Genomic DNA, 24,384 nt, shown 5'->3' on the forward strand with positions numbered 1-24,384 from the left:
GTGGGCACGCTGTCGATGGGGAGGGCTCACCATCCCCGTCTGACGAGCGTACCCGCAGCCTCCGGCTCCGCCGTGCGTTGTGCACAGCCCCCGCGGCGAACGGGATCAGCGCAGCGGCTGCGGCTGCGGCCCGGCGGCCAGCTCGCGGTCGTACGCCTCCAGCGCGACGCGGTTGCGCTCCGTCACCGTGCGCCCGCGGGCGGCGATCCACCCGCCGAGCCAGATCGGGATCTCGCGGGCGATCAGCGCCGCGACGATCGCGAACGGGTCGAGCCAGCGCTGGGCGATGAACGACTGCGCCTCGTCGAAGGTGAGCGTCCACGCCTCGACGGTGAGCAGCGCTCCCCCGAGGTACGAGAAGTACACGAGCACGCCGACGAGCAGGCCGAAGACGACATACGCCCACCAGCGTCCGCGATTGACGATCGCGGCCAGCAGCGCGAAGCCGGCGAAGAAGGCGACGATCGGCACCCAGTACACCGGCTTCGCCAGGAAGCGTTCGAGGAAGACCGTGTTCACCTGGGCCGGGTCGCCCTGGCTGAGGAGCAGCAGGTAGGCGATGCCCGCGTACAGCGCCGCGAAGAGGGCTGAGCCGGTGAGCGCGACGAGGACGCCGAACCCGCGGTTGCCCTTCGCCCGCGGCGGCTCGGGCGCCTGGACGTAGACGGTCTGCGCGCCGAGCGCGGGTGCCGGCTCGGCGACCGGCTCGGGCGCGAGCGTGGCCGCACCCGAGGCGGTCGCGACGGCGGCCGTCGAGGCGGGCACGTAGGTCTCGCGACGGACGGAGCCCGCCGCCACCGGCTGCGGCGTGGCATCGGCGTCGTCGATGCCGTTGCGGTCCTCGTCGTCGGCGGAGCGGTCCGCACCGGCGTTCGCGCGCAGGACGGCCGCGTCGAGCGCGCTCGTCTCCGACGCTCGGGATGCCTCGGGCTCGGGCTCCTCGAACGCGGCGGGAGTCGTGGCATCCGGAGTCGTGGCATCCGGCTCGACGGCTCCCGCGCCGTGCACCGGCGCGGGCTCGTCGTCGGCGGCGGGCGCGACCGGCTCCGCGGGGACCGCATCGGTCTCGGCCGGGGTCACGTCAGCGGCGGTCTCGGCGCGATCGTCGGCCCACTCGTCGGCGGGCCGCTCGTCGGCGGGCCGTGTCTCGTCGTCGCTCGCGACCGGAGTCTCGTCGACGCCGCTCGCGGCGGCGGCCGCCTCGGGCTCGCCGGCCTCGTCGCGGCGCACGTCGTCGTCGGACCCGGATCCGGGAGTCGTGCTGCTCATGATCGCGCTCCTTCCGGGCGCCCACGCGCCCGCGGTGCGCCAACTGTATCGCCGCGAGGGCCGTCGCGGGCCCGCGCCGCGCGGATCCTGCGGGGTTTCCCCGGAGACGGCGAAGGGCCCCGGATCGCTCCGGGGCCCTTCGTCTGGATCACGCGACGGCGTTGCGCGCCGCCGCGATCACCGGGTTCAGCTGTAGTTGCCGGGCGTGAAGTCGTCGCTCGAGAACGCGTCGAAGTCGACGAAGCTGAGGTCGCCCTCGCTGAAGGCCGCGTCGTCGGTGAAGATGCGGTTCGGGTACCGCTCCGCCTTCGCCTCCTCCGTGGCCTCGACCGCGACGTTCCGGTACTTGCCGAGGCCCGTACCCGCCGGGATCAGCTTTCCGATGATCACGTTCTCCTTGAGGCCGACCAGCGGGTCGCTCTTGCCCTCCATGGCGGCCTGCGTGAGCACGCGGGTCGTCTCCTGGAAGGACGCGGCCGACAGCCACGACTCGGTCGCGAGCGAGGCCTTGGTGATACCCATGACCTCCTGGCGGGCCGAGGCCGTCTTCTTGCCCTCGGTGAGCGACGCGCGGTTGATCTCGTTGTACTTCAGGCGGTCGACGAGCTCACCGGGCAGCAGGTCGGTGTCGCCGTGGTCGACGACGGTGACCTTGCGCAGCATCTGGCGCACGATGACCTCGATGTGCTTGTCGTGGATCGGCACGCCCTGCGAGCGGTAGACGTCCTGCACGCCGTTCACGAGGTGCTTCTGCACCTCGCGGACGCCCTTGACCCGGAGGACCTCCTTCGGGTCGACGGTGCCGACGATCAGCTGCTGGCCGAGCTCGACGTGCTGGCCGTCCTCGACGAGCAGCGTCGAGCGCTTGAGCACGTTGTACGCGATCGGCTCGTCGCCGTTGTCGGGCGTGAGGATGACCTTGCGCTGCTTGTCGGTCTCGTCGATCGTGATGCGACCGGGGGCCTCGACGATCGGCGACGCACCCTTGGGGGTACGGGCCTCGAAGAGCTCCTGCACGCGGGGAAGACCCTGCGTGATGTCGTCGGCCGAGGCCGAACCACCGGTGTGGAAGGTACGCATCGTCAGCTGCGTGCCGGGCTCACCGATCGACTGGGCCGCGATGATGCCGACGGCCTCGCCGATGTCGACGAGCTTGCCGGTCGCGAGCGAACGGCCGTAGCACTTCGCGCAGACGCCGACGGCGGACTCGCAGGTGAGCACCGAGCGGACCCGGATCGACTCGACGCCCGCGGCGATGAGCTCGTTGATGAGCACGTCGCCGACATCGCTGCCGGCCTCGGCCACGACCTCGCCCTTGGCGTTCACCGCGTCGGCGGCGAGCGAACGGGCGAACACCGAGTTCTCGACGTTCGGGTCGCGGACGAGCTCGCCCGAGGAGTCGACGGTGGCGATCGGGAGCTCGAGGCCCTTCGACGTGCCGCAGTCCTCCTCGCGGATGATGACGTCCTGCGAGACATCCACCAGACGACGCGTGAGGTAACCCGAGTCGGCCGTACGGAGGGCCGTGTCGGCCAGACCCTTACGGGCACCGTGCGTCGCGATGAAGTACTCGGCGACCGAGAGGCCCTCGCGGTAGCTCGAGATGATCGGGCGAGGGATGATCTCACCCTTCGGGTTGTTCACGAGGCCTCGCATGCCGGCGATGTTGCGCACCTGCAGCCAGTTACCACGAGCGCCCGAGGTCACCATGCGGTTGATGGTGTTGTCGGTCGGGAAGTTCTCCTGCATGGCCTTGGCGACCTCGTCGGTGGCCTTGGTCCAGATCTGGATGAGCTCCTGACGACGCTCGAGGTCGGTCGTGAGACCCTTCTCGAACTGCGACTGCACCTTGGCGGCCTGCTTCTCGTACTTCGACACGATCTCGCCCTTGGTGGGGGGCGTGATGATGTCGGAGAGCGCGACGGTCACGCCCGAACGGGTCGCCCAGCGGAAGCCGGCGTCCTTGATGCGGTCGAGGGTCGCGGCCACCTCGGTCTTCGGGTAGCGCTCGGCGAGGTCGTTGACGATCTCCGAGATCTGGCCCTTGCCGGCCTGGCGGTTGAAGTACGGGTAGTCGACCGGGAGCGCCTCGTTGAAGAGCGCGCGACCGAGGGTCGTCTCCATGAGGAACGGCTTGCCCTGCTCGAAGCCCTCGGGCTCGTCGCCCTCGCCGAAGTAGAGACCGTCGAGACGGATCTTCACCTTGGCGCCGAGGTCGAGCTCGAGGTCGCCGGGGCGGTTCTGGTCGAACGCGAGGATCGCCTCGGCGATCGACGAGAACGCGCGGCCCTCGCCGGCTGCGCCGGGCTTCTCGGTCGTCAGGTGGTGCAGGCCGATGATCATGTCCTGCGAGGGCAGGGTCACCGGACGGCCGTCCGACGGCTTCAGGATGTTGTTCGAGGCGAGCATGAGGATGCGCGCCTCGGCCTGGGCCTCGACCGAGAGCGGAAGGTGCACGGCCATCTGGTCGCCGTCGAAGTCCGCGTTGAAGGCGGCGCAGACGAGCGGGTGGAGCTGGATGGCCTTGCCCTCGACGAGCTGCGGCTCGAACGCCTGGATGCCGAGACGGTGCAGCGTGGGCGCACGGTTCAGCAGCACGGGGCGCTCGCGGATGATCTCCTCGAGGACGTCCCACACCTGCGGGCGCGAACGCTCGACCATGCGCTTGGCGGCCTTGATGTTCTGAGCGTGGCTCAGGTCGATCAGGCGCTTGATCACGAACGGCTTGAAGAGCTCGAGCGCCATCTGCTTGGGCAGACCGCACTGGTGCAGCTTCAGCTGCGGGCCGACGACGATGACCGAACGGCCCGAGTAGTCGACGCGCTTGCCGAGCAGGTTCTGGCGGAAGCGACCCTGCTTGCCCTTGAGCATGTCGCTCAGGGACTTGAGGGCACGGTTGCCGGTACCCGTGACCGGGCGGCCACGACGGCCGTTGTCGAACAGCGCGTCGACGGCCTCCTGCAGCATCCGCTTCTCGTTGTTGACGATGATCTCGGGGGCACCGAGGTCGAGCAGGCGACGAAGGCGGTTGTTGCGGTTGATCACACGACGGTAGAGGTCGTTGAGGTCGGAGGTCGCGAAGCGGCCGCCGTCGAGCTGCACCATCGGGCGGAGCTCGGGCGGGATCACCGGCACGACGTCGAGCACCATCGCGGCGGGCGAGTTGCCCGTGGCGAGGAACGAGTTGACGACGCGCAGGCGCTTGATCGCTCGGATCTTCTTCTGGCCCTTGCCCTCGGCGATCTGCAGGTGCAGGTCCTCCGCCTCGGCGGCCAGGTCGAACGCCTCGAGGCGCTTCTTGATGGCCTCGGCGCCCATGTAGGCGTCGAAGTACATGCCGAAGCGGTCCTGGAGCTCGTGGAAGTCGGAGTCCTCGGGCTTGAGGTCGCCGACCTTGAGGGTGCGGAAGGCCTCCCACACGCGCTCGAGGTGCGCGATCTGCTCGTCGCCCGACTTGCGGACCTGCGTCATCTCCTTGTCGGCGGCGGCCTCGGCGCGCTTGCGCTGGTCGCTCTTGGCGCCCTCGGCCTCGAGGGCTGCGAGCTCCTCCTCCTTGCGGGCCATGAGCGTCGCGATGCGGGCGTCGCGCTGGTCGCCGATGGTCTTGATCTCGAGCCGGAGCTCGTTCTCGAGGCCGGGCATGTCGGCGTGACGGCCCTCGTCATCGACGTCGATCACCATGTAGGCGGCGAAGTAGATGACCTTCTCGAGGTCCTTCGGCGCCATGTCGAGCAGGTAGCCGAGTCGGCTGGGCACACCCTTGAAGTACCAGATGTGCGTGACGGGGGCGGCGAGCTCGATGTGGCCCATGCGCTCGCGGCGGACGGAGGACTTGGTGACCTCCACGCCGCAGCGCTCGCACACGATGCCCTTGAAGCGCACGCGCTTGTACTTGCCGCAGGCGCACTCCCAGTCGCGGCTCGGTCCGAAGATCTGCTCACCGAACAGACCGTCCTTCTCGGGCTTGAGGGTGCGGTAGTTGATGGTCTCGGGCTTCTTCACTTCGCCGTAGGACCACTTGCGGATGTCCTCTGCGGTGGCCAGGCCGATCCGAAGCTCGTCAAAAGTCGTTGCGTCGAGCAATTTCTCTCCTTGGAAAGTCTCTGTAGTCGTCTACTGGCCTGGCTTAGATCTCGTCGATGTTCGACGACTCGAAGCGCGCGGAGATGTTGATGCCGAGCTCTTCCGCAGCGCGGAAGGCCTCGTCATCGGTGTCGCGGAGGGAGACCGCCGTGCCGTCGGCCGAGAGCACCTCGACGTTCAGGCAGAGCGACTGCATCTCCTTCATGAGCACCTTGAAGGACTCGGGGATTCCGGGCTCCTGGATGTTCTCGCCCTTGACGATCGCCTCGTACACCTTGACGCGGCCGAGGATGTCGTCGGACTTGATCGTGAGGAGCTCCTGCAGCGCGTAGGCGGCGCCGTAGGCCTGGAGCGCCCAGACCTCCATCTCACCGAATCGCTGGCCACCGAACTGCGCCTTACCACCGAGCGGCTGCTGGGTGATCATCGAGTACGGGCCCGTCGAACGCGCGTGGATCTTGTCGTCGACGAGGTGGTGCAGCTTCAGGATGTACATGTAGCCGACCGAGACCGGGTACGGGAAGGGCTCGCCCGAGCGGCCGTCGAAGAGCTGCGTCTTGCCGCTCGAGTCGATGAGTCGCTCGCCGTCGCGGTTGGGGAGGGTCGAGTCGAGCAGACCCGCGATCTCCTCCTCGAACGCGCCGTCGAACACCGGGGTGGCGACCTTGGTGCCGGGTGCGGCCTCGTGGGCGGCCTCGGGCAGGCGCTTGGCCCACGCCGGCTTGCCCTCGACCTTCCAGCCCTGCTTCGCGACCCAGCCGAGGTGGGTCTCGAGGACCTGGCCGAAGTTCATTCGACCGGGGATGCCGAGCGGGTTGAGCACGACGTCGACCGGCGTGCCGTCCGCGAGGAACGGCATGTCCTCGACGGGGAGGATCTTCGAGATGACGCCCTTGTTGCCGTGGCGGCCGGCGAGCTTGTCGCCCTCGGTGATCTTGCGCTTCTGGGCGATGTAGACGACCACGCGCTGGTTGACGCCCGAGCCGAGCTCGTCGTCGCCGTCCTGCGAGTCGAACACCTTGACGGCGATGATCGTGCCCTGCTCGCCGTGAGGCACCTTGAGCGAGGTGTCGCGCACCTCGCGGCTCTTCTCGTTGAAGATCGCGCGGAGGAGGCGCTCCTCGGCGGAGAGCTCGGTCTCGCCCTTCGGCGTGACCTTGCCGACGAGGATGTCGCCGGGGCGGACCTCGGCGCCGATGCGGATGATGCCGCGCTCGTCGAGGTCGGCGAGCAGGTCGGGGCTCACGTTGGGGAGGTCCCGGGTGATCTCCTCCTTGCCGAGCTTGGTGTCGCGGGCGTCGACCTCGTACTCCTCGATGTGGATCGAGGAGAGGACGTCGTCCTTCACCAGGTTCTGGCTGAGGATGATCGCGTCCTCGAAGTTGTGACCCTCCCACGGCATGAACGCGACGAGCAGGTTCTTGCCGAGCGCGAGCTCGCCGTTGTCGGTCGCAGGGCCGTCGGCGATGACCTCGCCGGCCTCGATGCGGTCGCCCGCGTTCACGATGACGCGGTTGTTGTACGAGGTGCCCTGGTTCGAGCGGTCGAACTTGCGCAGGAAGTAGGTCTGCGTGCCGCCCTCGTCGAGCTGGACGGTGACGGAGTCGGCCGAGACCTCGGCGACGACACCGGCCTTGTCGGCGGTGATGACGTCACCGGCGTCGATCGCGGCGTAGCCCTCCATGCCGGTGCCGACGTACGGCGAGTCGCTGCGCAGCAGCGGCACGGCCTGACGCTGCATGTTCGCACCCATGAGGGCGCGGTTCGCGTCGTCGTGCTCGAGGAACGGGATGAGCGAGGTGCCGACCGACACCATCTGGCGCGGCGAGACGTCCATGTAGCCGATCTCGTCGGCGGGGATCAGGTCGACCTCGCCGCCCTTCTGACGGGCGAGCACGCGCTCCTCCGAGAAGTGGCCGTCGGCCTTGAGCGGCGCGTTGGCCTGGGCGACGATGAAGTCGTTCTCCTCCATCGCGGTCAGGTAGTCGATCTGGTCGGTGACCTTGCCTGCGACGACCTTGCGGTACGGCGTCTCGATGAAGCCGAAGGAGTTGATGCGCGCGAACGACGCGAGCGAGCCGATCAGGCCGATGTTCGGGCCTTCAGGGGTCTCGATCGGGCACATGCGGCCGTAGTGCGAGGGGTGGACGTCACGGACCTCGACGCCGGCGCGGTCTCGCGAGAGACCGCCGGGGCCGAGCGCCGAGAGACGGCGCTTGTGGGTCAGACCCGCGAGCGGGTTGTTCTGGTCCATGAACTGCGACAGCTGCGAGGTGCCGAAGAACTCCTTGATCGCCGCGACGACGGGTCGCACGTTGATCAGGGTCTGCGGGGTGATCGCCTCGATGTCCTGCGTCGTCATGCGCTCGCGGACGACGCGCTCCATGCGGCTGAGGCCCGTGCGCACCTGGTTCTGGATGAGCTCGCCGACCGCGCGGATGCGACGGTTGCCGAAGTTGTCGATGTCGTCGACGTCGAGGCGGAGGTCGACCGCCTTGCCGCCACGGCGGCCGGGCAGCGTCTCGCGCTCGTCGTGGAGGGCGACGAGGTACTTGATCGTGGCGACGATGTCCTGGACCGTCAGCACCGAGTCGGTGAGGGGAGCCTCGAGGCCGAGCTTCTGGTTGATCTTGTACCGGCCGACCTTCGCGAGGTCGTAGCGCTTCGGGTTGAAGTAGAAGTTGTCGAGGAGCGCACGCGCGGCCTCGGCGGCGACCTGCTCGCCCGGACGGAGCTTGCGGTAGATGTCCTTGAGCGCCTCTTCCTTCGTGAGGATGTTGTCCTTCTCGAGGGTGAGGGCGATCGACTCGTAACCGGCGAACTCCTCGAGGATCTCCTCGGAGGTGAGGCCGAGGGCCTTCAGGAAGACCGTGACCGACTGCTTGCGCTTGCGGTCGATGCGGACGCCGACCTGGTCGCGCTTGTCGATCTCGAACTCGAGCCACGCGCCGCGGCTCGGGATGACGCGGGCCGAGTAGATGTCCTTGTCGGAGGTCTTCTCGGGGGTGCGCTCGAAGTAGACGCCGGGCGAACGGACGAGCTGCGAGACGACGACGCGCTCGGTGCCGTTGATGACGAACGTGCCCTTGGGGGTCATGAGCGGGAAGTCGCCCATGAAGACCGTCTGGGTCTTGATCTCACCCGTGAGGTGGTTCATGAACTCCGCGTTCACGTAGAGCGGGGCGGAGTAGGTCTTCGACTTCTCCTTGCACTCGTCGATCGTGTACTTCGGAGGCTCGAGCTCGGGGTTCGTGAACGAGAGCTGCATGGTCTCGCCGAGGTCCTCGATGGGCGAGATCTCCTCGAAGATCTCCTCGAGGCCGGTGGTCTCGGGCAGGTCGGTGCGACCGGCGGACTGGGCCTCGGCGACGCGTGCCTTCCACGCGTCGTTGCCGACGAGCCAGTCGAAGCTCTCGGTCTGGAGTGCGAGAAGGTCGGGTACCGTGAGGGTATCGGCGATCTTCGCGAACGAGAGGCGGCTTGCACCGCGTCCGTTCTTGGGGGTGGGCGTGGTTGCGTTGCGCGCAGCAGCCAAGTGAATAACCTCCATGGCCCCGTCGGGCCGGTTCACTGTCGGTAGCGGAGTGAGTTCAGTACCCCTCAGACATGGTGGGACGTCGGAGATCACGGGATCTCGACACACACGAAGCCGACCGCAATATGAAGGCATGCAGGGTCTGGGAGCGCAAACGTCAACTATATGCGATCCGACGCGCCAAGTCCAGCCTGATTCTTGATTTGTTCGCGGATGTCCGGTATAACCACGCGTCCAGCCCGTTTCCAGGATGCCACGAGGGGCCGAACTCGGCAGAGATCGGCCCCTCGTGACGTGGTTCAGCGGGTGCTGCCGCGCCGGCGGACCCGGGCGGCGGCGAGCGCCGCGAACCCCAGCAGCAGGGCGAGGGCCGATGCCTCCACCGCGCCCCGCGCGTCGGCGCCGGTCTCGGCGAGGCCCGTGCCGGCGGCCTCCTCGGCACCGGACGCCGCCCGGGCCGGGGCCGCATCCTCGGGCCTCGCCGGCTCCGGCTCCGGGTCGCCCGGCCCGGTGGGGTCGCCCGGCTCCGCGGGAGTGCCCGGCTCCGCAGGGGTGCCCGGCTCGGTCGGCGAGCCCGGCTCGGTCGGCGTGCCCTCGCCGGGCGTCGCGGTTTCGGCGACGACCTGCAGCCGGACGACCGGGTACTGCCATTCGTCGTCGGCGTGGAGGGTGTAGCTGAACTCGTCGGGGCCGAGGTATCCCTCGTCGGGGGTGTAGGCGAAGGAGCCGTCGGCCTTCCAGGTCACGGTGCCGTGCTGCGGCGCGACGCCGATGCCGGCGAGCTCCTTCACCGCGGAGGCCGGCGCGAGGTCGTTGGCGAGCACGCCGGGGGCGTCGACCTCGAGGGTCTGCCCCGCGACCGCGACGTAGAAGTCCTCGGCACCGATCACGGGCTCCTGCCCGGGCTCGACGACCTCGATCCAGAGCCGGGCGGTGCGGTGCTCGAGCCCGTCGGTGATCGTGACGTCGACGTTGTCGGTGCCGACGAAGCCCGGTACCGGCGTGTAGCGGTAGCCGCCGTCGGCGTCGATCTCGAAGGTTCCGTGCTGCGCGCCGGGCTGCTGGAGCACGGCGAGCACGTCGCCGTCGGCGTCGAAGTCGTTCGCGAGCACGCCGGGCGCCGCGACGACGAGGGTCTCCCCCGCGCTCGCGACCGCCTGGTCCTCGTGCGGGTCGGGCGGAGTGTTCGTCCCGTCGTCGGCGACGACCTCGAACACGAGCTTCGCCTCGTTGCCGTGCTTGCCGTGCTCGTCCTTCACCGTGTAGGTGAACTCGTCGATGCCGACGAACCCGACCGGCGGCGTGTAGCGCCCCCAGTCGCCCGAGTACCAGTTGAGCTGGCCGTCGCCGCTCGACCCGAACGAGCCGACCGAGATCGCGTCGCCGTCCGGGTCGGTGTCGTTGGCGAGCCCGAGCGGCGCAGGCAGCAGGTTCGTCTGTCCCGCCTTCACGACGAAGTGGTCGTCTGATGCGACGGGGGCGTGGTTGACCGAGCCGTCGCCGACCTGCAGCTCGACCTGCACCGGCTTGCTCGTGTAGGCGTGCTGGTCGTTGACGTAGTACTCGAAGGTGTCGGTTCCGGTGAACCCGGCCGGCGGCGTGTAGGTGAAGCTGCCGTCGGTGGACCAGGTGAGCGCACCCTGCAGTGCGCCGTCGTCGACGATCGCCTCGAGCAGTTCGCCGGGTTCCCCGAGTTCCGCGTCGGTGTCGTTCGCGAGCAGCCCCTGCGCGGCGCCGACGGCGATCGGGGTGTCCTGCACGACGCCGTACACGTCGGGCGCGGCGACGGGGGCCTCGGGGATGACGTCGGGGCCCGAGGGCTCGACGCCGTCGGGCGCGGGGGAGAGCCAGAGGAACGCCTCGCTGCAGGCGACCGCGGTGCAGACGCGGTACGTCAGCGTGTAGGGCGTGGCAGGCGAGTCGGCGAGCTCGGCGAAGAAGGCGCCGCCCGTGCCGAGCATCCGTGCGTCGCCGTTGCCGACCTGCTTGCCGTAGGGGAACACGAGCGAGGTCACCGGCTGCCCGTCGAGCGCGTCGTTCTGCAGGAGCCCCTGGATGTCGCCGATGTAGAGGGAGGCGCCGGGGGTGTAGAGGTAGGTGTCGTCGGCGGCGACGGGCGGGGCGTCGACGTCGCTGCCGGCGGGCAGCACGTCGACCGTGATCGTCGCCCAGTCGCTCGTGAGGTCGTCGGCGTCGTGGTCGTCGCGGATCTTGTACTCCCAGGTGACCGTGCCGGTGAAGCCCGCGGGCGGGGTGTAGGCGAATCCGGGGTAGCTGCCCCAGCCCGATCGCGTTCCGACCGATGGTTCGGTCGAGTCGTTGAGCGTGAACCAGTCGCCGTCGGGATCGACGTCGTTGATGAGCATCGCCGGGTCGGCGATGCGGAGGGTCGTGCCCTCGAGCATCTGCCAGTGGTCGTCGACCGGCGCCGGCGCGGTGTTCACGGGCCCGAACTGGGCCGGCCCGGCGACACCCGACTTCGCCTCGGGCAGGCCCGTCGTCGCCTCGGGCGCCGGCTGCGCGTCGACGGTCTCGGCGGTGGACGCCTCGTCGGAGGGCGTGGGCGCGGATGCCTCGTCGGCGTCCTCGACCGGGACGCCGGGCTGCTCGGCGGGGTCTTCGGCACTCCCGTCGGCCTCGGCGCCGGGCGTCGGCGCCTCGGCCTCGACCGGTGCCTCGCGCGCCTCCACGGCGGGCTCCGGCGATTCGGCGGCAGCGGGCACGGTGGGCAGTTCCTCGGCCGCCGCGCCGAGCGGTGCGGCGATCGCGGCACCGCCGATGACGGCGGCGAGCGCGAGGCCCGCGAGACGCGCGGCCGGTCTGCGGCGGAACTGCGGTTCTTCGGTTTCAGTGGGGTGCACGGTGTTCTCGCTTCTCTGCTGGGTCGGTCCGGAGTCGGTTCGGCGGAGGCGGTTCAGGCCCACTCGATCCGCAGGGTGTCGGCACGCCCCTGGACGAGGCTGACGTCGAGGGTCGCGCCGGGCACGGCACGCGCCAGGTGCAACGGCGCGAGCTGCTCGGTCCGGACGACGGGCATCGGCACGCCGCCCGGCATCAGCACGTGCAGCTCGAGCTCCACTGCCGCGTTCATGCCGAACATCACCGGCAACTGCCGGGCGCCGAGCACCGTCGCGGTCGTGTGGAACCGCTGCGACTCGAGTCGGGGGTCGGTCGCCGAGGGCGTCGTGGCGGCCATGATGCGGCTCGCCTGCTCCATCGAGGCCTGCGCCTGCGCCATCGTCGCACCGACGTCCATGCGTTGCTGCGCCTCGTATCCCTGGCGGGTCAGCGTCGCGAGGTTCTTCAGGAATCCCACGTCACACCGCCGAGTAGATCTCGTTGAATCGACGCCCGACCCCGCGGTCGGCCTGGATGCGGGCGCCCCAGCCGGCGGCGGCGGCCTCCCACGAGGGACCGTCGACGCCGAACATGGCCGCGACCGTCGGCAGCATGGCGGCGTCGTAGCCGTAGGCGGCGATGCCCTTGGAGATGCGGGCGTAGCGCTCGAGGTCGACGCCGGCGATCGGCTCGAGGGCGCCGGGCGCCGCCTCGACGGTCAGCGCGTACGCCGCCTGCGCGTTCATCTGCTGCTGGTACTGCGCGGACTGCGCCTGCAGCGTGTTCGCCTGGTCGATGAGGCCGGGGGCCGCCTCGACCATCTTCGCCATGTCGCCGAACTGCTTGAAGAGGTTCATGATGATGTCCTTGTCGTGGTGTTGCTCGGTGTCCGAGGGCCGTGCGGCCCCGATGACCAGAGGTTCCCGCGGCAGGGGACTGCGCCGGATGGGCAGCGCCTGCTCAACCGGCCTCCCGGCATTACTCACGACCCGCCCGGATTGCTCAGCAGCGTCTCCGGATTGCTCAGCGACACCCCCCGATGCGGGGTACTGCGCGGGTACGCGTGCGAGCCGTACAGTGAATCGACCCACCCACCGATGACGCGAGAGGCGGCGATGGCCCCGACCGACCCCGCCTCAGCGCCCGAAGCCGAGCCGACGCTCGACCGGCCCTGGCCCCTCGTCGGCCGCGAGCCCCAACTCGCCCGCGCAGCAGGAGCGCTCATCTCCGGACAGGCGCGCTCGGTCTTCCTCTACGGCCCGTCGGGCATCGGCAAGAGCCGCATCCAGTCGGCGGTCGGCGACCGCCTGGCCGAGGCCGGATGGCTCGTGCTCACCGCGAGCGGCAACCCGGCCCTGTCGTCGGTGCCGTTCGCGACGGTCGCACCGGCGCTCGCGCGCGGGGTCGAGAACCCGACGCTTCCCGCCACGACCGACCCGCTGGCGCTGTTCAGCGCGACGAATGCGACCATCTCCGAGCTCGCCGCCGGACGGCCGGTGATCATGGCCGTCGACGACCTCTCCACGGCGGACACCGTGTCGGTGGCACTCATCGCCCAGCTCGTCGCGGCCGGTTCGATCGCGCTCATCGCCACCCTCCCCGAGGGCGAGCCCGTGCCGGAAGGCGCACTGCCCGTCGCGGCCGCCGCCGACTCGCTGCGCATCGACGTCGCGGCCCTCGACCTCGAGGAGGTGAGCGAGCTCCTCGCGCTCGTGCTCGACGGGCCCGTCGCGCACCGCGACGCCATCGAGCTGCACCGCGCCTCGCACGGCAACCCGCTCTTCCTCCGCGAGCTCGCCATCGGCGCGGTCGAGGCGGGCACCCTCGCCCACGTGGGCGGCCAGTGGCAGCTCCACGGCGACCCGGTCGGCACCCCGGCGCTCCGCGACCTAATCCGCGCGCGACTCCGCAACCTCGACGTCGAGGAACGCGACGCAGTCGAGCGACTCGCGCTCTGCGAGCCGCTCGGCATCGACGAGTTCGTGCGGCCGGGCGCCCCCGAGGCGCTCGCCGAGCTCGAACTCCGCGGCATGGTGCGCGTCGACGAGTCGGGCCACGGCATCGCGATCACCCTCGCGCATCCGCAGTACGCCGGCGCGGTGCGCGAGTCGCTCCCCCGCATCCGGGCGATCTCACTGCTGGCCGAGCAGGCCGACGTCGTCGCGAACGGCCCGATGACGGTCGTCGACGAGCTCCGCATCGCGATGTGGCGCCTCGACGCCGGCCGGCCCTCCGACCCCGAACTGCTGATCCGCTCGGCCGACCTCGCGCGACGCGCTCACGACCATCGCACCGCGGAGCGGCTCGCCTCCGCCGCGATCGGCGCAGGCGCGACGGACGCCTCCGCACACCTCATGCACGGCGACCTGCTCTGGTCGCTCGGCCGCGGCGAGGAGGCGCTCGCCGCGCTCGCGAACGCCGAGGCCGCGGCTCGCGCCACCCAGCACCCCGGTGCGGCCCTGGCCGCGATCGCGGCGAAGCGGGCCGAGATCTACGGCGGCGACCCGCTCGGCAGCGAGCGCGGCATCCGCCTGCTCGAGGAGATCGGGCGGGCGCTGACCGAGCAGGCGCCCATGCTGCTCATCAGCAAGGCGACGCTCGTGCTGCACCTGCTGCGCGCCGAGGAGGCGCTCGCCCTCGTCGACGAGGCCGACGCCGGCCTCGGCGACAGTCCGGTCGAGCGCGCCATCGTCTCGCTCGCCCGGGCGATGCCGCTCTCGCAGATGCAGCGCTCGGCCGAGGCGCTCGCCGAGGCCGAGACGGCCGTCGCCTACGCCGGCACCGAGGGCGCGCACATCCCGAAGCGTCGCGCACAGGTGCCCTACGCGTACGCGCTCATCGAGAGCGACCACTACGACGACGCCCGCCGCACGACGATCGAGATGCTGCACGACGCGATCCGCAACGACGACGAGCTCACCGCCCGGCACGCCGAGTTCCTGATGGGCCGGCAGTTCTGGGCGGTGGGCCGGCTCGACACGGCCGCACGCTGGTTCCGCGACAGCCTGAGCGGCGCCGAGCTGCGCGGTCCGGCGTCGCTCCGCGGCCCCTCGCTCGGGTTCCTCACCGTGATCGCCTGCATGCAGGGCGACCTCGCCCGCGCCCGCGAGCTGCGCGGCCGCTTCGACGCCGGCTACGACCGCGAGGACACCCTGACCGCGCTCTCCGACGCCTGGCTCGCCCGCACAGAGGGCGATGCGGAGACCGCGGCCACGATCCTGCTCACGCGGGTCGAGGAGGTGCTGCCGCGCGGCGCGTTCAACGTCGCCGCGTCGTTCCTGCACACCCTCGCCCGCATCGGCCCGCGGCCTCGGGTCGCCGACGCGGCCGAGCGGCTGGCCGAGCTCGAGCGACGCACCGGCGCCCCCGAGATCGGGCTCCGCGCCCGGCACGCCCGGGCCGAGGCCGCCGCCGATGCCGCCGGGCTGCGCAGCGTCGGCGAGGAGTGGGAGCGCCTCGGCGGCCTGCTGTTCGCCGCGGAGGCGTTCGCCTCGGCGGGGCAGGCGGCCCGCGCCGACGGGCGCGGGCGCGAGGCATCCGCCGACCTGCAGCGCGCCGGCGCGCTCGGCGCCGCGTGCGAGGGCGCGCGCACGCCGCTGCTCACCTTCACGGACGGCACCGAGCCGCTCACGCCGCGCGAACGCGAGATCGCCTCGCTCGCCGCCCAGGGGCTCAGCTCGAACGAGATCGCGCAGCGGCTGTTCCTGTCGCCGCGCACGGTGAACAACCACCTGCAGTCGACGTACACGAAGCTCGGCATCCGCGGCCGGCACGAGCTCCAGCTCTGACCGCGACGCGTGCGCTACGCGCCGACGATGTCGCCGCGCATGCCCTCGAGCCGCTCGCCGACCGTGTGCACGGCCTCCTTCGCGACGCCGAGGTCGGCGAGCGCGGTCATCAGCGCGGAGACCACTCGGTCGAAGGCGTCGTCGGTGATCGCCATGCCGCCGTGCGCCTCGGGAATGGAGCGCCCGGTGAAGACCTGGGGCCCGCCGAACGCGGCGGCGAGGAACGCGCGCTGGTGCGCCTTCAGCCGGTCGGTGTCGACGCCCTCGAACCAGGGCGCCAGCTCGGGGTCGGCGACGACCCGGTGGTACATGACCGTCACCGCGGTGCGCACCCCGTCGCTGCCCCCGAGATCGTCGTAGATCGCGTGCATCCGGCCTCCTTCGGCTGTCGGACCCAGTCTGGCCCGCCGGGTGCCGCTCGCGCCTGAGCAATCGTTGCTCATTCCACCCGACCGCGCGGCGCCGGCGCCGCGCGTGGGACGATGCTTCCGTGGCGCCGACTCCCCCGCGCATCGAGTTCGAGACCGACATCTTCTCGTCGACGGGTCTCACCCTGCTCGTCGACGGCACGGCGCAGTCGCACGTCGACGCAGCCGACCCGACGCACCTCTTCTTCGAGTACGTGCGCCGCATCGGGCACGTGATCGACGCGATGGGCCTGCCGGGCGAGCCGCTGCGGGCGCTGCACCTCGGCGGCGGCGCCCTCACCCTGCCGCGCTACCTCGCCGCGACCCGGCCGGACTCGGCGCAGCACGTCGTCGACATCGACGGCGAGCTCGTCGACCGGGTGCTCGAGCGCCTGCCGCTGCCGGCCGGCGTCGACGTCGTCGTGCAGATCGGCGACGCGGCATCCGTGATCGGCGAGCTCGGCGACGCGACGCCCTTCGACCTCGTCATCGTCGACCTCTACCAGCGCCTGCAGGCGCCCGGCTTCGTCGAGACGCGCGAGTTCATGGCCGGATGCCTCGCACTCCTCTCGGATCGCGGGCTCCTCGTCGTGAACGTGGCCGACGCCGCGGGCCTGGGCCGGCTGCGCGCGCAGGCGAGGGCGGTCGCTCGAGCCTCCCCGTCGGCCGAGCTGCTCGTCACGGGCGACGCCGCCGTGCTGGCGGGCGCCGAGGAGGGCAACACCGTGCTCGTCGCCGCGCCCTCGGGCCTGCCCGACGGCCTCGCCGGGCGTCTCGCCGCACACGGACCGCACCCGGCGGAGGTGCTGACGGCGGAACGACTCGACTTCGTGCTGTGGGGCGCCTGCTGAGCGTCCGCGCCGGAGGGGCGCGGGCCGTCGGGGTGATCCGCGCTGCCGGCCGCCGCCGCGCGGGGAGCGGGTAGCGTGGGCACGTGCCCTCCTCCGACCGCTCGCTCGAACGCCGCCTCGCCGTGAGCGGGCACCTCGCCCACCTCGAGGAGTCGCGGCAGACGCCGGGCTCGTGGACCCTGTACGTCGACGGCACCCCGCAGTCGCACGTCGAGCTCGAGCGGCCCGAGTGGCTCGGCTTCGAGTACGTGCGCCGCATCGGGCACGCGGCCGACCTCGTGCGTCCCGAGGGCGAGGCGATCACCGCCGTCCACCTCGGCGGCGGAGCCCTCACGCTCCCCCGCTACGTCATCGCGACCCGGCCGGGCTCGCGCCAGCAGGTCGTCGAACTCGAGTCGGAGCTCGTGGACCTCGTGCGCGAGCATCTGCCCCTGCCGCGGGGCGCACAACTCCGTATCCGCCACGGCGATGCCCGCGAGGTCCTCGCGAAGCTCCCGGGCGGGCTCGACGGCGCGGTCGACCTCGCCGTGGTCGACATCTTCTCGGGGGCCCGCACGCCGGCGCACGTCACGAGCGTCGAGTTCTACCAACTCATCGCACCGCGGCTCGCCCCCGGCGGCATCGTCGCCGTGAACGTCGCCGACGGCGCAGGGCTCGCCTTCGCGCGCTCGCAGGCGGCCACCCTGGCGCACGTCTTCGCGCACGTCGCGATCGCCGCCGACCCGAGCATGCTGAAGGGCCGCCGCTTCGGCAACGTCGTCATGTATGCGTCGAACGCGCCGCTGCCGTTCGACGAGATGCCGCGCCGGCTCGCGAGCGATCCCGCTCCGGCGAAGCTCGTCGAGGGCGAGGAACTCCGCCGCTTCATCGCCGGGGCGCCGATCGTCACCGACGCGACCGCGGTGCCGTCGCCGCCGCCGGCACGGTCGATCTTCCTCGCGAAGCCCGGGCGCTGACGCGAGGGCGGGCTCGCACGCGCGACTCGGCCCGCCCCCGCGTCCCGCCTCAGCCGATCGAGCGAGTCCGGCTCGGCGCGCTCTCGTTCCACACGCGGTCGAGGGCCGTCACCGCGTACGAGTACGAGCGGCCCGCCTCCGCCGAGTCGTCGACGAACCGCTGCACCACGCCGGCGCCCGCGCGGACGGTCGCGATGAGGGCCGTGGCATCCTCGACGTCGATCTCGCCGTCGCCCTCGACGCGGTAGACGGCGAAGGAGGTGGCTCGCCGCGAGGGCGGCGCCGCATCCTGCCACTGCAGCACGACGCCCGCATCGCCGCGCACCGGCGGCGTGAGCACGGGGGCGCGCACCGCCGTCGCGGGCAGCCACTCCATGGCTGGCACGATCGCGGGGTGGGCGTAATGATCGGCGAGCACCCGCGACATCGACCCCTGCGGGTCGGCCGGCACGTGCTTCGCCGAGAAGTACACGTTGCCGTGCACGGGCGTCCCCGATGCATCGATCGCCCGGTCCATCGTGAGGTGGTTCGAGAGCTCTGCGGGGTCGGTGAACACGCCGGAGGTGACCTTGTAGAGCGCCTCGCCGATGTAGAGGTGCGTGCCCGAGGTCGCGGCGACCTCGGCCCACCAGGGGGTGAGCTTCGCGTAGTCGGCGACGGCGAGGCCGATCTGCCAGTAGATCTGCGGGTTGATGTAGTCGAGCCAGCCCTCGAGCACCCACTTGCGGGTGTCGGCGAACTGGAGGTCGTACGACTGCGACCCGCCGGTCTCCGAGCCGAGCGGATCGGTCGAGCGGTTCCGCCAGATGCCGAACGGGCTGATGCCGAACTTCACCCACGGCTTCAGCGCCTTGATGCGCTCGGAGATCGAGCTGACGAAGGCATCGACGTTGTGGCGCCGCCAGTCGGCGACGTCGTCGAACCCGGTGCCGTGCGCGGCGAACGTCTCGGCGTCGGGGATCGTCTGCCCGGCGACCGGGTACGGGTAGAAGTAGTCGTCGAAGTGCACGCCGTCGAGGTCGTAGTGCTCGACCGAGTGCAGGATGGCCCGCTGGATGTGCTCCTGCACCTCGGGCAGCCCGGGGTCGAAGTAGAGCTTGCCGCCGTACGCCCAGATCCACTCGGGGTGCACGCGGGCCGGGTGCTCGGGCACGAGCTTCGACGGGTCGGCCTGCATCGAGACGCGGTACGGGTTGTACCAGGCATGCAGCTCGAGGTTGCGGGCGTGCGCCTCCTCGACGATGAAGGCGAGCGGGTCGTAGCCCGGGTCCTGCCCCTGCACGCCCGTCAGGTACTGCGACCACGGTTCGAGCGGGCTCGGCCAGAAGGCGTCGGCGGTGGGCCGCACCTGCACGAACACGGCGTTGAGGTTGAACTGCTCGGCGACGTCGAGCCAGTGCAGGAACTCGGCGCGCTGCTCGTCGGCGGTGAGCCCGGTGCGGCTCGGCCAGTCGATGTTGACGACGGAGGAGATCCACATGGCCCGCAGCTCACGCTTGCGGGGACCCGTCGCGGCGGCCGACGCCACGGCGGCGGCAGGGCCAGCGGCGAAGGCCGGCGTCGGGGCGAGCGCCCCCACGGTCACGGTGAACGCCGAGGCCGCGACGCCCGCCACGGCGAGGGTGAGGAAGCCGCGTCGGTGGAGGCTCCCGGCTGCGGGAGCGAGGGGCGCGCCTCCGTCGGGCGTCGCATGGTGGTCGTGCGTGTCGTCGAGGGGCATCTTCGATCCTCCGAGTCGTAGGGTTTTGGAAGATACTTCCATACCCGCTCGAAGTTGTGAAGAGTAATTTCCACGCAGTCAGGCGTGCCGGAACCGCAGCTCCTGCCCCGGCCGCAGCTGGGCGATCGCATCGAGCGACGCGCTCGCGACGATCGCGATCACGGGATAGCCGCCGGTCACCGGCCGATCGGCGAGCAGGATGGTCGGACGCCCGTCGCCCGCGACCTGGATCGAGCCCGGCACCGTCGCCTCGCTCGCGAGCTCGCCCTGCACCCGCCGCTCGAGCACTGGGCCCAGGAGCCGCGCGCCGATGCGGTCGGCCTGCTCCGAGAGTCGCCAGCTCGCGTCGAACAGCGCCGCCCGCGCCGCGTCCGTGAACCGGTCGGCCCGGGGGCCCGGGAGCAACGCCACGGTCACCGCGCCGTCGGGCGGCGCGAACGCGGCCTCCTGGTCGATGAGCGGCACGGATGCCTCGGGCTCGCCGCCGATCGCGAGCACCCTGCCGGCGGCGAGCGGCTCGGGCCCGAGTGCGGCGAGCGTGTCGCGCGAACGCGAGCCGAGCACCGGCGCCTCGTCGATTCCGCCGCGCACCGCCAGCGAGTAGCGGAGCCCGCGCACGGCGGGCCCGAGCTCGAGCACCGCGCCGTCGGGGGCGCGCGCGGCCGTGTACGGCGCCACCGGCCGCCCGTCGAGGGCGACCGGGCCCCACGCCCCGGTGACCGCGAACCAGCAGGGGCCGCCCGTGAACCGCGCCCGGAACCCGCCGACCAGCACCTCGGCGATCGCGGCGCCGTCGGGGTTGCCCACGAGCCGGTTCGCGAGCCGGGCGGCGCCGCGGTCGAGGGCGCCCGAGCCCGTCACGCCGAGATGGGCGAACCCCGGCCGGCCGAGGTCCTCGACGAGCGCGAGCGGGCCGGGAGACTCGATGACGAGGGCGCGGGTCATCCGGTCACCCGCTCGAAAGGCACCAGGCGACCGGGTGCGAGCATGGCGGGCTCGGCCCGTGCCGCGTCCCAGAGCACGGCGTCGGTACGGCCGATCAGGCGCCATCCGCCGGGGCTCTGACGCGGGTAGACCCCGGCGAATCCCCCGGCGAGCGCGACGGCCCCTGCGGGCACCCGCGCCCTGGGGGCGCCGAGCCGCGGCACGTCGAAGGGCCAGTCGTCGCTCACGAGGTACCCGAATCCCGGCGCGAAGCCGCCGAACGCGACCCGCCACGACGCGGCGAGGTGGCGGGCGACGAGCGACTCGGGCGAGACGCCGAGCAGCTCGGCGGTCTCGTCGAGGTCGTCGCCGTCGTACACGACGGGGACCACGGCTTCGCCGGGCGCGACCGCGTCGGCCGGCCCGACGCCCTCGACCCGGACGCGCCGCAGCCAGGTCTCGAGCGACTCGAGCGGGAGCACCGCCGGATCGACCGCGACGAGCACGGTCCGGGCCGCGGGAACGAGCTCGACGACGCCGGGCCGCCGCTCGGCGGCGAGCGCGTCGTGCAGCGCGAGCACCTCGTCGAGGTCGTCGCACTCGACGAGCAGGGCGGCCTCGCCGCTCGGGAGGAGTCGCCGCGTCACGCGAACGCCTCGATGCGCAGGCCGGCGCCCTCGAGCGCGCCGCGCACGGCGCGGGCGATCGCCACCGCACCCGGGGTGTCGCCGTGCAGGCAGAGCGAGTCGGGGGCGAGCTCGAGCCGGCTGCCGTCGTCGGCGGTGATGCCGCCCGTCTCGACGAGCTCGAGCGCCCGGTCGGCGGCCGCGGCGGGATCGTCGACGATCGCGCCCGGCTCGCCGCGCGGGCTCAGCGAGCCGTCGGCGGCGTACCCGCGGTCGACGAACGCCTCACGGGCGAAGGCGAGGCCCGTCGCCGCGGCGGCCGCCTCGATCTCGCTCGCGCGGGGGCCGAGCACCGCGAGGGTCGGGTCGTACGCGGCGATCGCCTCGACGGCGGCGTGCGCGGCGGCGCGATCGGCGACGAGGCGGTGGTACAGCGCGCCGTGCGCCTTCACGTAGCGCACCCGCGTGCCCGCGAGCCGGGCGAGCGCGTCGAGCGCTCCGAGCTGCGCCACGAGTTCGGCGGCGATCTCGCCCGGGGCGACGTCGAGCGCCCTGCGGCCGAAGCCCACGAGGTCGCGGTAGCCGGGGTGCGCGCCGAGCGCCACGCCGTGACGGGCCGCGCGTCGCGCGCTCTCGAGCATCGTGACCGGGTCGCCGGCGTGGAAGCCGCAGGCGACGTTGGCACTCGACACCAGGCCGAACATCGCCTCGTCGTCGCCGACGCGCCACGCGCCGAACGACTCGCCGAGGTCGCTGTTGAGGTCGATCGCGGGCCGCATCCTCCCATTCTGCCGCTGCGGCGCGCAGACTGGGGGTGGGAGGCGGCATGGGACGAGCGGGAGACGGGACGGTGGATGCCGCGGGCCGGCCCCGCGGTCGAACCGGGCGCCCGACCGCGCTCCGCGTGCTCGGCGCCGCATGCGCCGCACTCGCCGTCGCCGTCCTCGTCGGCTGCACCTCGGCCCCGCCCGTGCCGACGCCCTCCATCACCCCTGCGCCCGAGCCGTCCGTCACGCCGACGCCGAGCCCGACGCCGGCGCCGCCACCCGAGGTGCTCCAGCCGTCCGGCGAGGTCTCGGTCGTCGCCGAAGGGCTCGACGCGCCCTGGTCGATCCTCGTGCTGGCAGGCGGCGGCACGCTCGTGTCGCAGCGCGACCGGGGCGACATCGTCGAGGTGCTGCCGGGCGGCGCCATCCGCGTGGTCGCCGCGGTGCCCGGGGTCGCGGCCGGAGGCGAGGGCGGCCTCCTCGGGCTCGCACTGCTGCCCGGCGACGCCGACCGCCCTCCGTACGTGTACGCCTACTTCACCGCGGCCGCCGACAACCGCATCGTGAGGATGCCGCTCGGCGGCGCCCGGGGCACGCTCTCGCTGGGCGCCCCCGAGGAGATCCTCACCGGCATCCCCAAGGCCGGCAACCACAACGGCGGGCGCCTCGCCTTCGGACCCGACGGCCTGCTCTACGCCACCGCCGGCGATGCGGGCGTCCGGGAGGCCGCGCAGGATCCGGCCTCCCTCTCGGGCAAGATCCTGCGGATGACGCCCGACGGCGGGCCCGCGCCGGGCAACCCCTTCGGCAACTACACCTGGTCGCTCGGGCACCGCAATCCGCAGGGCCTCGCATGGGATGCCTCGGGCGGCATGTGGGCCGCCGAGTTCGGCCAGGACACGTGGGACGAGCTCAACCGCATCGACCGCGGGGCGAACTACGGCTGGCCGGTGGTCGAGGGCGCCGCGGGCGACCCGCGCTTCACCGACCCGGTCCAGCAGTGGGCGACCGGCGACGCGAGTCCCAGCGGGCTCGCCGTGATCGGCGACACGCTCTTCCTCGCGGCGCTGCGGGGCGAGCGGGTCTGGGCGATCGCGCCGGCGACCACCGCCGGGGCGCTCGGCTCGACCCCGTGGTTCACCGGCGATTTCGGGAGGATCCGCGACGTCGCCGCGGCACCCGACGGCGGGCTGTGGTTCATCGGCAACAACACCGACGGGCGGGGCTCGCCGCGCGACGGCGACGACCGGCTGTTCGCGGTGCAGCTGGCCCCCGCGGGCTGATTGCCCCGTTCGGGGGTGTCGCGCCCCTCCCCGGCGCGGGCGGCCGGGGCTATTCTCATCCCATGGCGGATCTCGATCGAGTGCGGCGCTGGGCTGAGGCGCTGATCGTGCTGCACCTCGATCCGGCCGTGTGGAGCTTCGAGTTCGACAACGCCAAGAAGCGCGCCGGCCTCTGCAACTACACGGCCAAGCGCATCTCGGTGTCCCGCTACCTCGCGGCGCGCTACGACGACGACGAGATCCACCAGATCCTGCTGCACGAGGTCGCCCATGCGATCGCGGGCCCGCGCGCGGCGCACGGTCCGAAGTGGGCGGCCGTCGGGGCCGAGCTCGGCTACGTCGGGCGCCGCACGCACGACGGCGAGGTCGCCCACGAGCTCGCGCCGTGGGTGGGCCGCTGCCCGGCGGGGCACGAGCACTTCCGGTACCGGCAGCCGACGAGGCCGCTGAGCTGCGGACTCTGCCGCAGGGGCTTCGACCGGGCCAATCTCATCGTGTGGCACCACCGCGAGATCACCCCCGCGGTGCGCCGCCGGGCGGCGAGCGCGGCCGTCGGCTGACCGCCGAGTACCACTACGCTGGACGGATGCCCGTCTCCACCGTCTCGATCCCCATCGGGCAGTGGCTCATTCCCGCCGAGGGCGTCCGCTGGTGGTTCGACTCAGGCTCGTTCGCGCTCGACTTCGCGACGACCGGGGCGATCGGGGGCACCGCGGCCGGAGCCGGCGTCGAACGCCTCCACTCCCCCGACGACCTCACCGCCTGGCTGCGCGAGCGCTTCCCCGTGCCCGTCGGCGTCGCACGGTCCCGCGACCTGTTCGACGCCGTGGCCCTCCGCGACGCGATCGCGCGCATGGCGCTCGCCGCCAGCCGCCGCGAGGCGCCGCGCTCGGGCGACGTCGACCTCGTGAACCTCTACGCGGCCACGCCCGACGTGCCCCCGTCGCTCGGCGGCGGCTCGCGCCAGGCGGGCCGCTCGGTGCACACCGTTCCGCAGGCGCTGTCGACGATCGCGCGCGACGCCGTCGACCTGTTCGGCCCGGCGAACCTCGAGCGCATCCGCGAGTGCTCCGGCGACGACTGCGACATCGTCTACCTCGACACCTCGCGCGCCGCGACCCGGCGCTGGTGCTCGATGCAGCGCTGCGGCAACCGTGCGAAGGTGCGCGCCCACCGGGCTCGCAAGAGCGGTCGCTCGTCGAACGCCGGCTCGGCTCCGACGCTGCCCCTCACGGAACTCGAACTCGAACCGGCGACCACGACCGCGACAGGGACCGCGACCGCGGTGCGCCCGACCGCCCCTTCGCCGATCGAGCCCGACCGCGCCGCCTGACCGC

At 72.1% G+C, this 24,384-nt stretch carries 17 protein-coding genes; 6 read left to right on the plus strand and 11 right to left on the minus strand.

The features are described 5' to 3' along the window. Positions 1-105: 105 nt before the first annotated feature. The 6 genes from ACFVTH_RS03040 to ACFVTH_RS03065 all read right to left on the minus strand — a co-directional run bounded on the left by ACFVTH_RS03040 (position 106) and on the right by ACFVTH_RS03065 (position 12,582). The gene (locus ACFVTH_RS03040; RefSeq protein WP_387086620.1) at positions 106-1,269 is read right to left on the minus strand and encodes a hypothetical protein; all 1,164 of its coding nucleotides are present in this window, start codon (positions 1,267-1,269) and stop codon (positions 106-108) included. Positions 1,270-1,455: 186 nt separating this feature from the next. Next, the gene (gene rpoC / locus ACFVTH_RS03045) at positions 1,456-5,352 is read right to left on the minus strand and encodes a DNA-directed RNA polymerase subunit beta' (protein ID WP_387086622.1); all 3,897 of its coding nucleotides are present in this window, start codon (positions 5,350-5,352) and stop codon (positions 1,456-1,458) included. 43 nt (positions 5,353-5,395) lie between these two features. Beyond that, a complete protein-coding gene (rpoB, locus tag ACFVTH_RS03050) occupies positions 5,396-8,887 on the minus strand; it encodes a DNA-directed RNA polymerase subunit beta (RefSeq protein WP_386939650.1) in 3,492 nt (1,163 codons plus the stop codon). Between the two features lie 299 nt (positions 8,888-9,186). After that, positions 9,187-11,748 (minus strand): Ig-like domain-containing protein, encoded by a 2,562-nt coding sequence (locus ACFVTH_RS03055; RefSeq protein WP_387086624.1) that lies wholly within the window; start codon positions 11,746-11,748, stop codon positions 9,187-9,189. Between the two features lie 53 nt (positions 11,749-11,801). Next, on the minus strand, positions 11,802-12,203 hold the full coding sequence (locus ACFVTH_RS03060) for a hypothetical protein (RefSeq protein ID WP_387086626.1): 402 nt from the start codon (positions 12,201-12,203) through the stop codon (positions 11,802-11,804). 1 nt (position 12,204) lies between these two features. Then, positions 12,205-12,582: a hypothetical protein gene (locus tag ACFVTH_RS03065; protein WP_387086628.1), complete on the minus strand. Its 378-nt coding sequence runs from the start codon at positions 12,580-12,582 to the stop codon at positions 12,205-12,207. Between the two features lie 258 nt (positions 12,583-12,840). Between ACFVTH_RS03065 and ACFVTH_RS03070 the strand changes: the two genes are divergently transcribed. Next, the gene (locus ACFVTH_RS03070) at positions 12,841-15,513 is read left to right on the plus strand and encodes a LuxR C-terminal-related transcriptional regulator (RefSeq protein ID WP_387086630.1); all 2,673 of its coding nucleotides are present in this window, start codon (positions 12,841-12,843) and stop codon (positions 15,511-15,513) included. A 14-nt stretch (positions 15,514-15,527) separates the two neighbouring features. Here the strand turns inward: ACFVTH_RS03070 and ACFVTH_RS03075 are convergent, their stop codons facing one another. Further along, a complete protein-coding gene (locus ACFVTH_RS03075; protein WP_387086632.1) occupies positions 15,528-15,884 on the minus strand; it encodes a group 1 truncated hemoglobin in 357 nt (118 codons plus the stop codon). Between the two features lie 119 nt (positions 15,885-16,003). Here ACFVTH_RS03075 and ACFVTH_RS03080 point away from each other — a divergent pair, with 119 nt between their 5' ends. After that, a complete protein-coding gene (locus tag ACFVTH_RS03080; RefSeq protein WP_387086634.1) occupies positions 16,004-16,771 on the plus strand; it encodes a spermidine synthase in 768 nt (255 codons plus the stop codon). An 83-nt stretch (positions 16,772-16,854) separates the two neighbouring features. Next, the gene (locus ACFVTH_RS03085) at positions 16,855-17,727 is read left to right on the plus strand and encodes a spermidine synthase (RefSeq protein ID WP_387086636.1); all 873 of its coding nucleotides are present in this window, start codon (positions 16,855-16,857) and stop codon (positions 17,725-17,727) included. A gap of 49 nt (positions 17,728-17,776) precedes the next feature. On the opposite strand, the gene ACFVTH_RS03090 is transcribed toward ACFVTH_RS03085, so the two are convergent. From ACFVTH_RS03090 to ACFVTH_RS03105, 4 genes are all read right to left on the minus strand, one after another. Beyond that, entirely contained in the window at positions 17,777-19,447 is a 1,671-nt protein-coding gene (locus ACFVTH_RS03090) for a glycoside hydrolase family 10 protein (protein ID WP_387086638.1), read from the minus strand. A gap of 78 nt (positions 19,448-19,525) precedes the next feature. Further along, positions 19,526-20,392, minus strand: coding sequence for a biotin-dependent carboxyltransferase family protein (locus ACFVTH_RS03095; RefSeq protein ID WP_387086640.1), 867 nt, complete (start codon positions 20,390-20,392; stop codon positions 19,526-19,528). Next, the gene (locus tag ACFVTH_RS03100) at positions 20,389-21,018 is read right to left on the minus strand and encodes an allophanate hydrolase subunit 1 (protein WP_387086642.1); all 630 of its coding nucleotides are present in this window, start codon (positions 21,016-21,018) and stop codon (positions 20,389-20,391) included. Before ACFVTH_RS03100 ends, ACFVTH_RS03095 begins: the two co-directional genes overlap by 4 nt. Beyond that, positions 21,015-21,776 carry a LamB/YcsF family protein gene (locus ACFVTH_RS03105; RefSeq protein ID WP_387086644.1) on the minus strand — a complete coding sequence of 254 codons (762 nt, stop codon included), beginning with the start codon at positions 21,774-21,776 and terminating at the stop codon, positions 21,015-21,017. Before ACFVTH_RS03105 ends, ACFVTH_RS03100 begins: the two co-directional genes overlap by 4 nt. A 47-nt stretch (positions 21,777-21,823) precedes the next feature. Between ACFVTH_RS03105 and ACFVTH_RS03110 the strand changes: the two genes are divergently transcribed. The 3 genes from ACFVTH_RS03110 to ACFVTH_RS03120 all read left to right on the plus strand — a co-directional run bounded on the left by ACFVTH_RS03110 (position 21,824) and on the right by ACFVTH_RS03120 (position 24,380). Next, a complete protein-coding gene (locus ACFVTH_RS03110) occupies positions 21,824-23,047 on the plus strand; it encodes a PQQ-dependent sugar dehydrogenase (protein ID WP_387086646.1) in 1,224 nt (407 codons plus the stop codon). Positions 23,048-23,109: 62 nt separating this feature from the next. After that, a complete protein-coding gene (locus ACFVTH_RS03115) occupies positions 23,110-23,607 on the plus strand; it encodes a SprT-like domain-containing protein (protein ID WP_376944239.1) in 498 nt (165 codons plus the stop codon). Positions 23,608-23,633: 26 nt separating this feature from the next. Continuing rightward, positions 23,634-24,380, plus strand: a complete 747-nt coding sequence (locus tag ACFVTH_RS03120; RefSeq protein WP_387086648.1) for a CGNR zinc finger domain-containing protein — start codon at positions 23,634-23,636, stop codon at positions 24,378-24,380. The last annotated feature ends 4 nt before the right edge of the window (positions 24,381-24,384 follow it).

The organism is Agromyces sp. NPDC058104 (assembly GCF_042884835.1).
Lineage (GTDB): Bacteria > Actinomycetota > Actinomycetes > Actinomycetales > Microbacteriaceae > Agromyces.

What these genes read in the sequence shown, in the direction of transcription:
- ACFVTH_RS03065 (WP_387086628.1), bottom strand. Translation starts at nt 12,582, where the DNA reads ATGAACCTCTTCAAGCAGTTCGGCGACATGGCGAAGATGGTCGAGGCG.
- ACFVTH_RS03090 (WP_387086638.1), bottom strand. Translation starts at nt 19,447, where the DNA reads ATGCCCCTCGACGACACGCACGACCACCATGCGACGCCCGACGGAGGC.
- ACFVTH_RS03070 (WP_387086630.1), top strand. Translation starts at nt 12,841, where the DNA reads ATGGCCCCGACCGACCCCGCCTCAGCGCCCGAAGCCGAGCCGACGCTC.
- ACFVTH_RS03095 (WP_387086640.1), bottom strand. Translation starts at nt 20,392, where the DNA reads ATGACCCGCGCCCTCGTCATCGAGTCTCCCGGCCCGCTCGCGCTCGTC.
- ACFVTH_RS03115 (WP_376944239.1), top strand. Translation starts at nt 23,110, where the DNA reads ATGGCGGATCTCGATCGAGTGCGGCGCTGGGCTGAGGCGCTGATCGTG.
- ACFVTH_RS03105 (WP_387086644.1), bottom strand. Translation starts at nt 21,776, where the DNA reads ATGCGGCCCGCGATCGACCTCAACAGCGACCTCGGCGAGTCGTTCGGC.
- ACFVTH_RS03075 (WP_387086632.1), bottom strand. Translation starts at nt 15,884, where the DNA reads ATGCACGCGATCTACGACGATCTCGGGGGCAGCGACGGGGTGCGCACC.
- ACFVTH_RS03120 (WP_387086648.1), top strand. Translation starts at nt 23,634, where the DNA reads ATGCCCGTCTCCACCGTCTCGATCCCCATCGGGCAGTGGCTCATTCCC.
- ACFVTH_RS03040 (WP_387086620.1), bottom strand. Translation starts at nt 1,269, where the DNA reads ATGAGCAGCACGACTCCCGGATCCGGGTCCGACGACGACGTGCGCCGC.
- ACFVTH_RS03110 (WP_387086646.1), top strand. Translation starts at nt 21,824, where the DNA reads ATGGGACGAGCGGGAGACGGGACGGTGGATGCCGCGGGCCGGCCCCGC.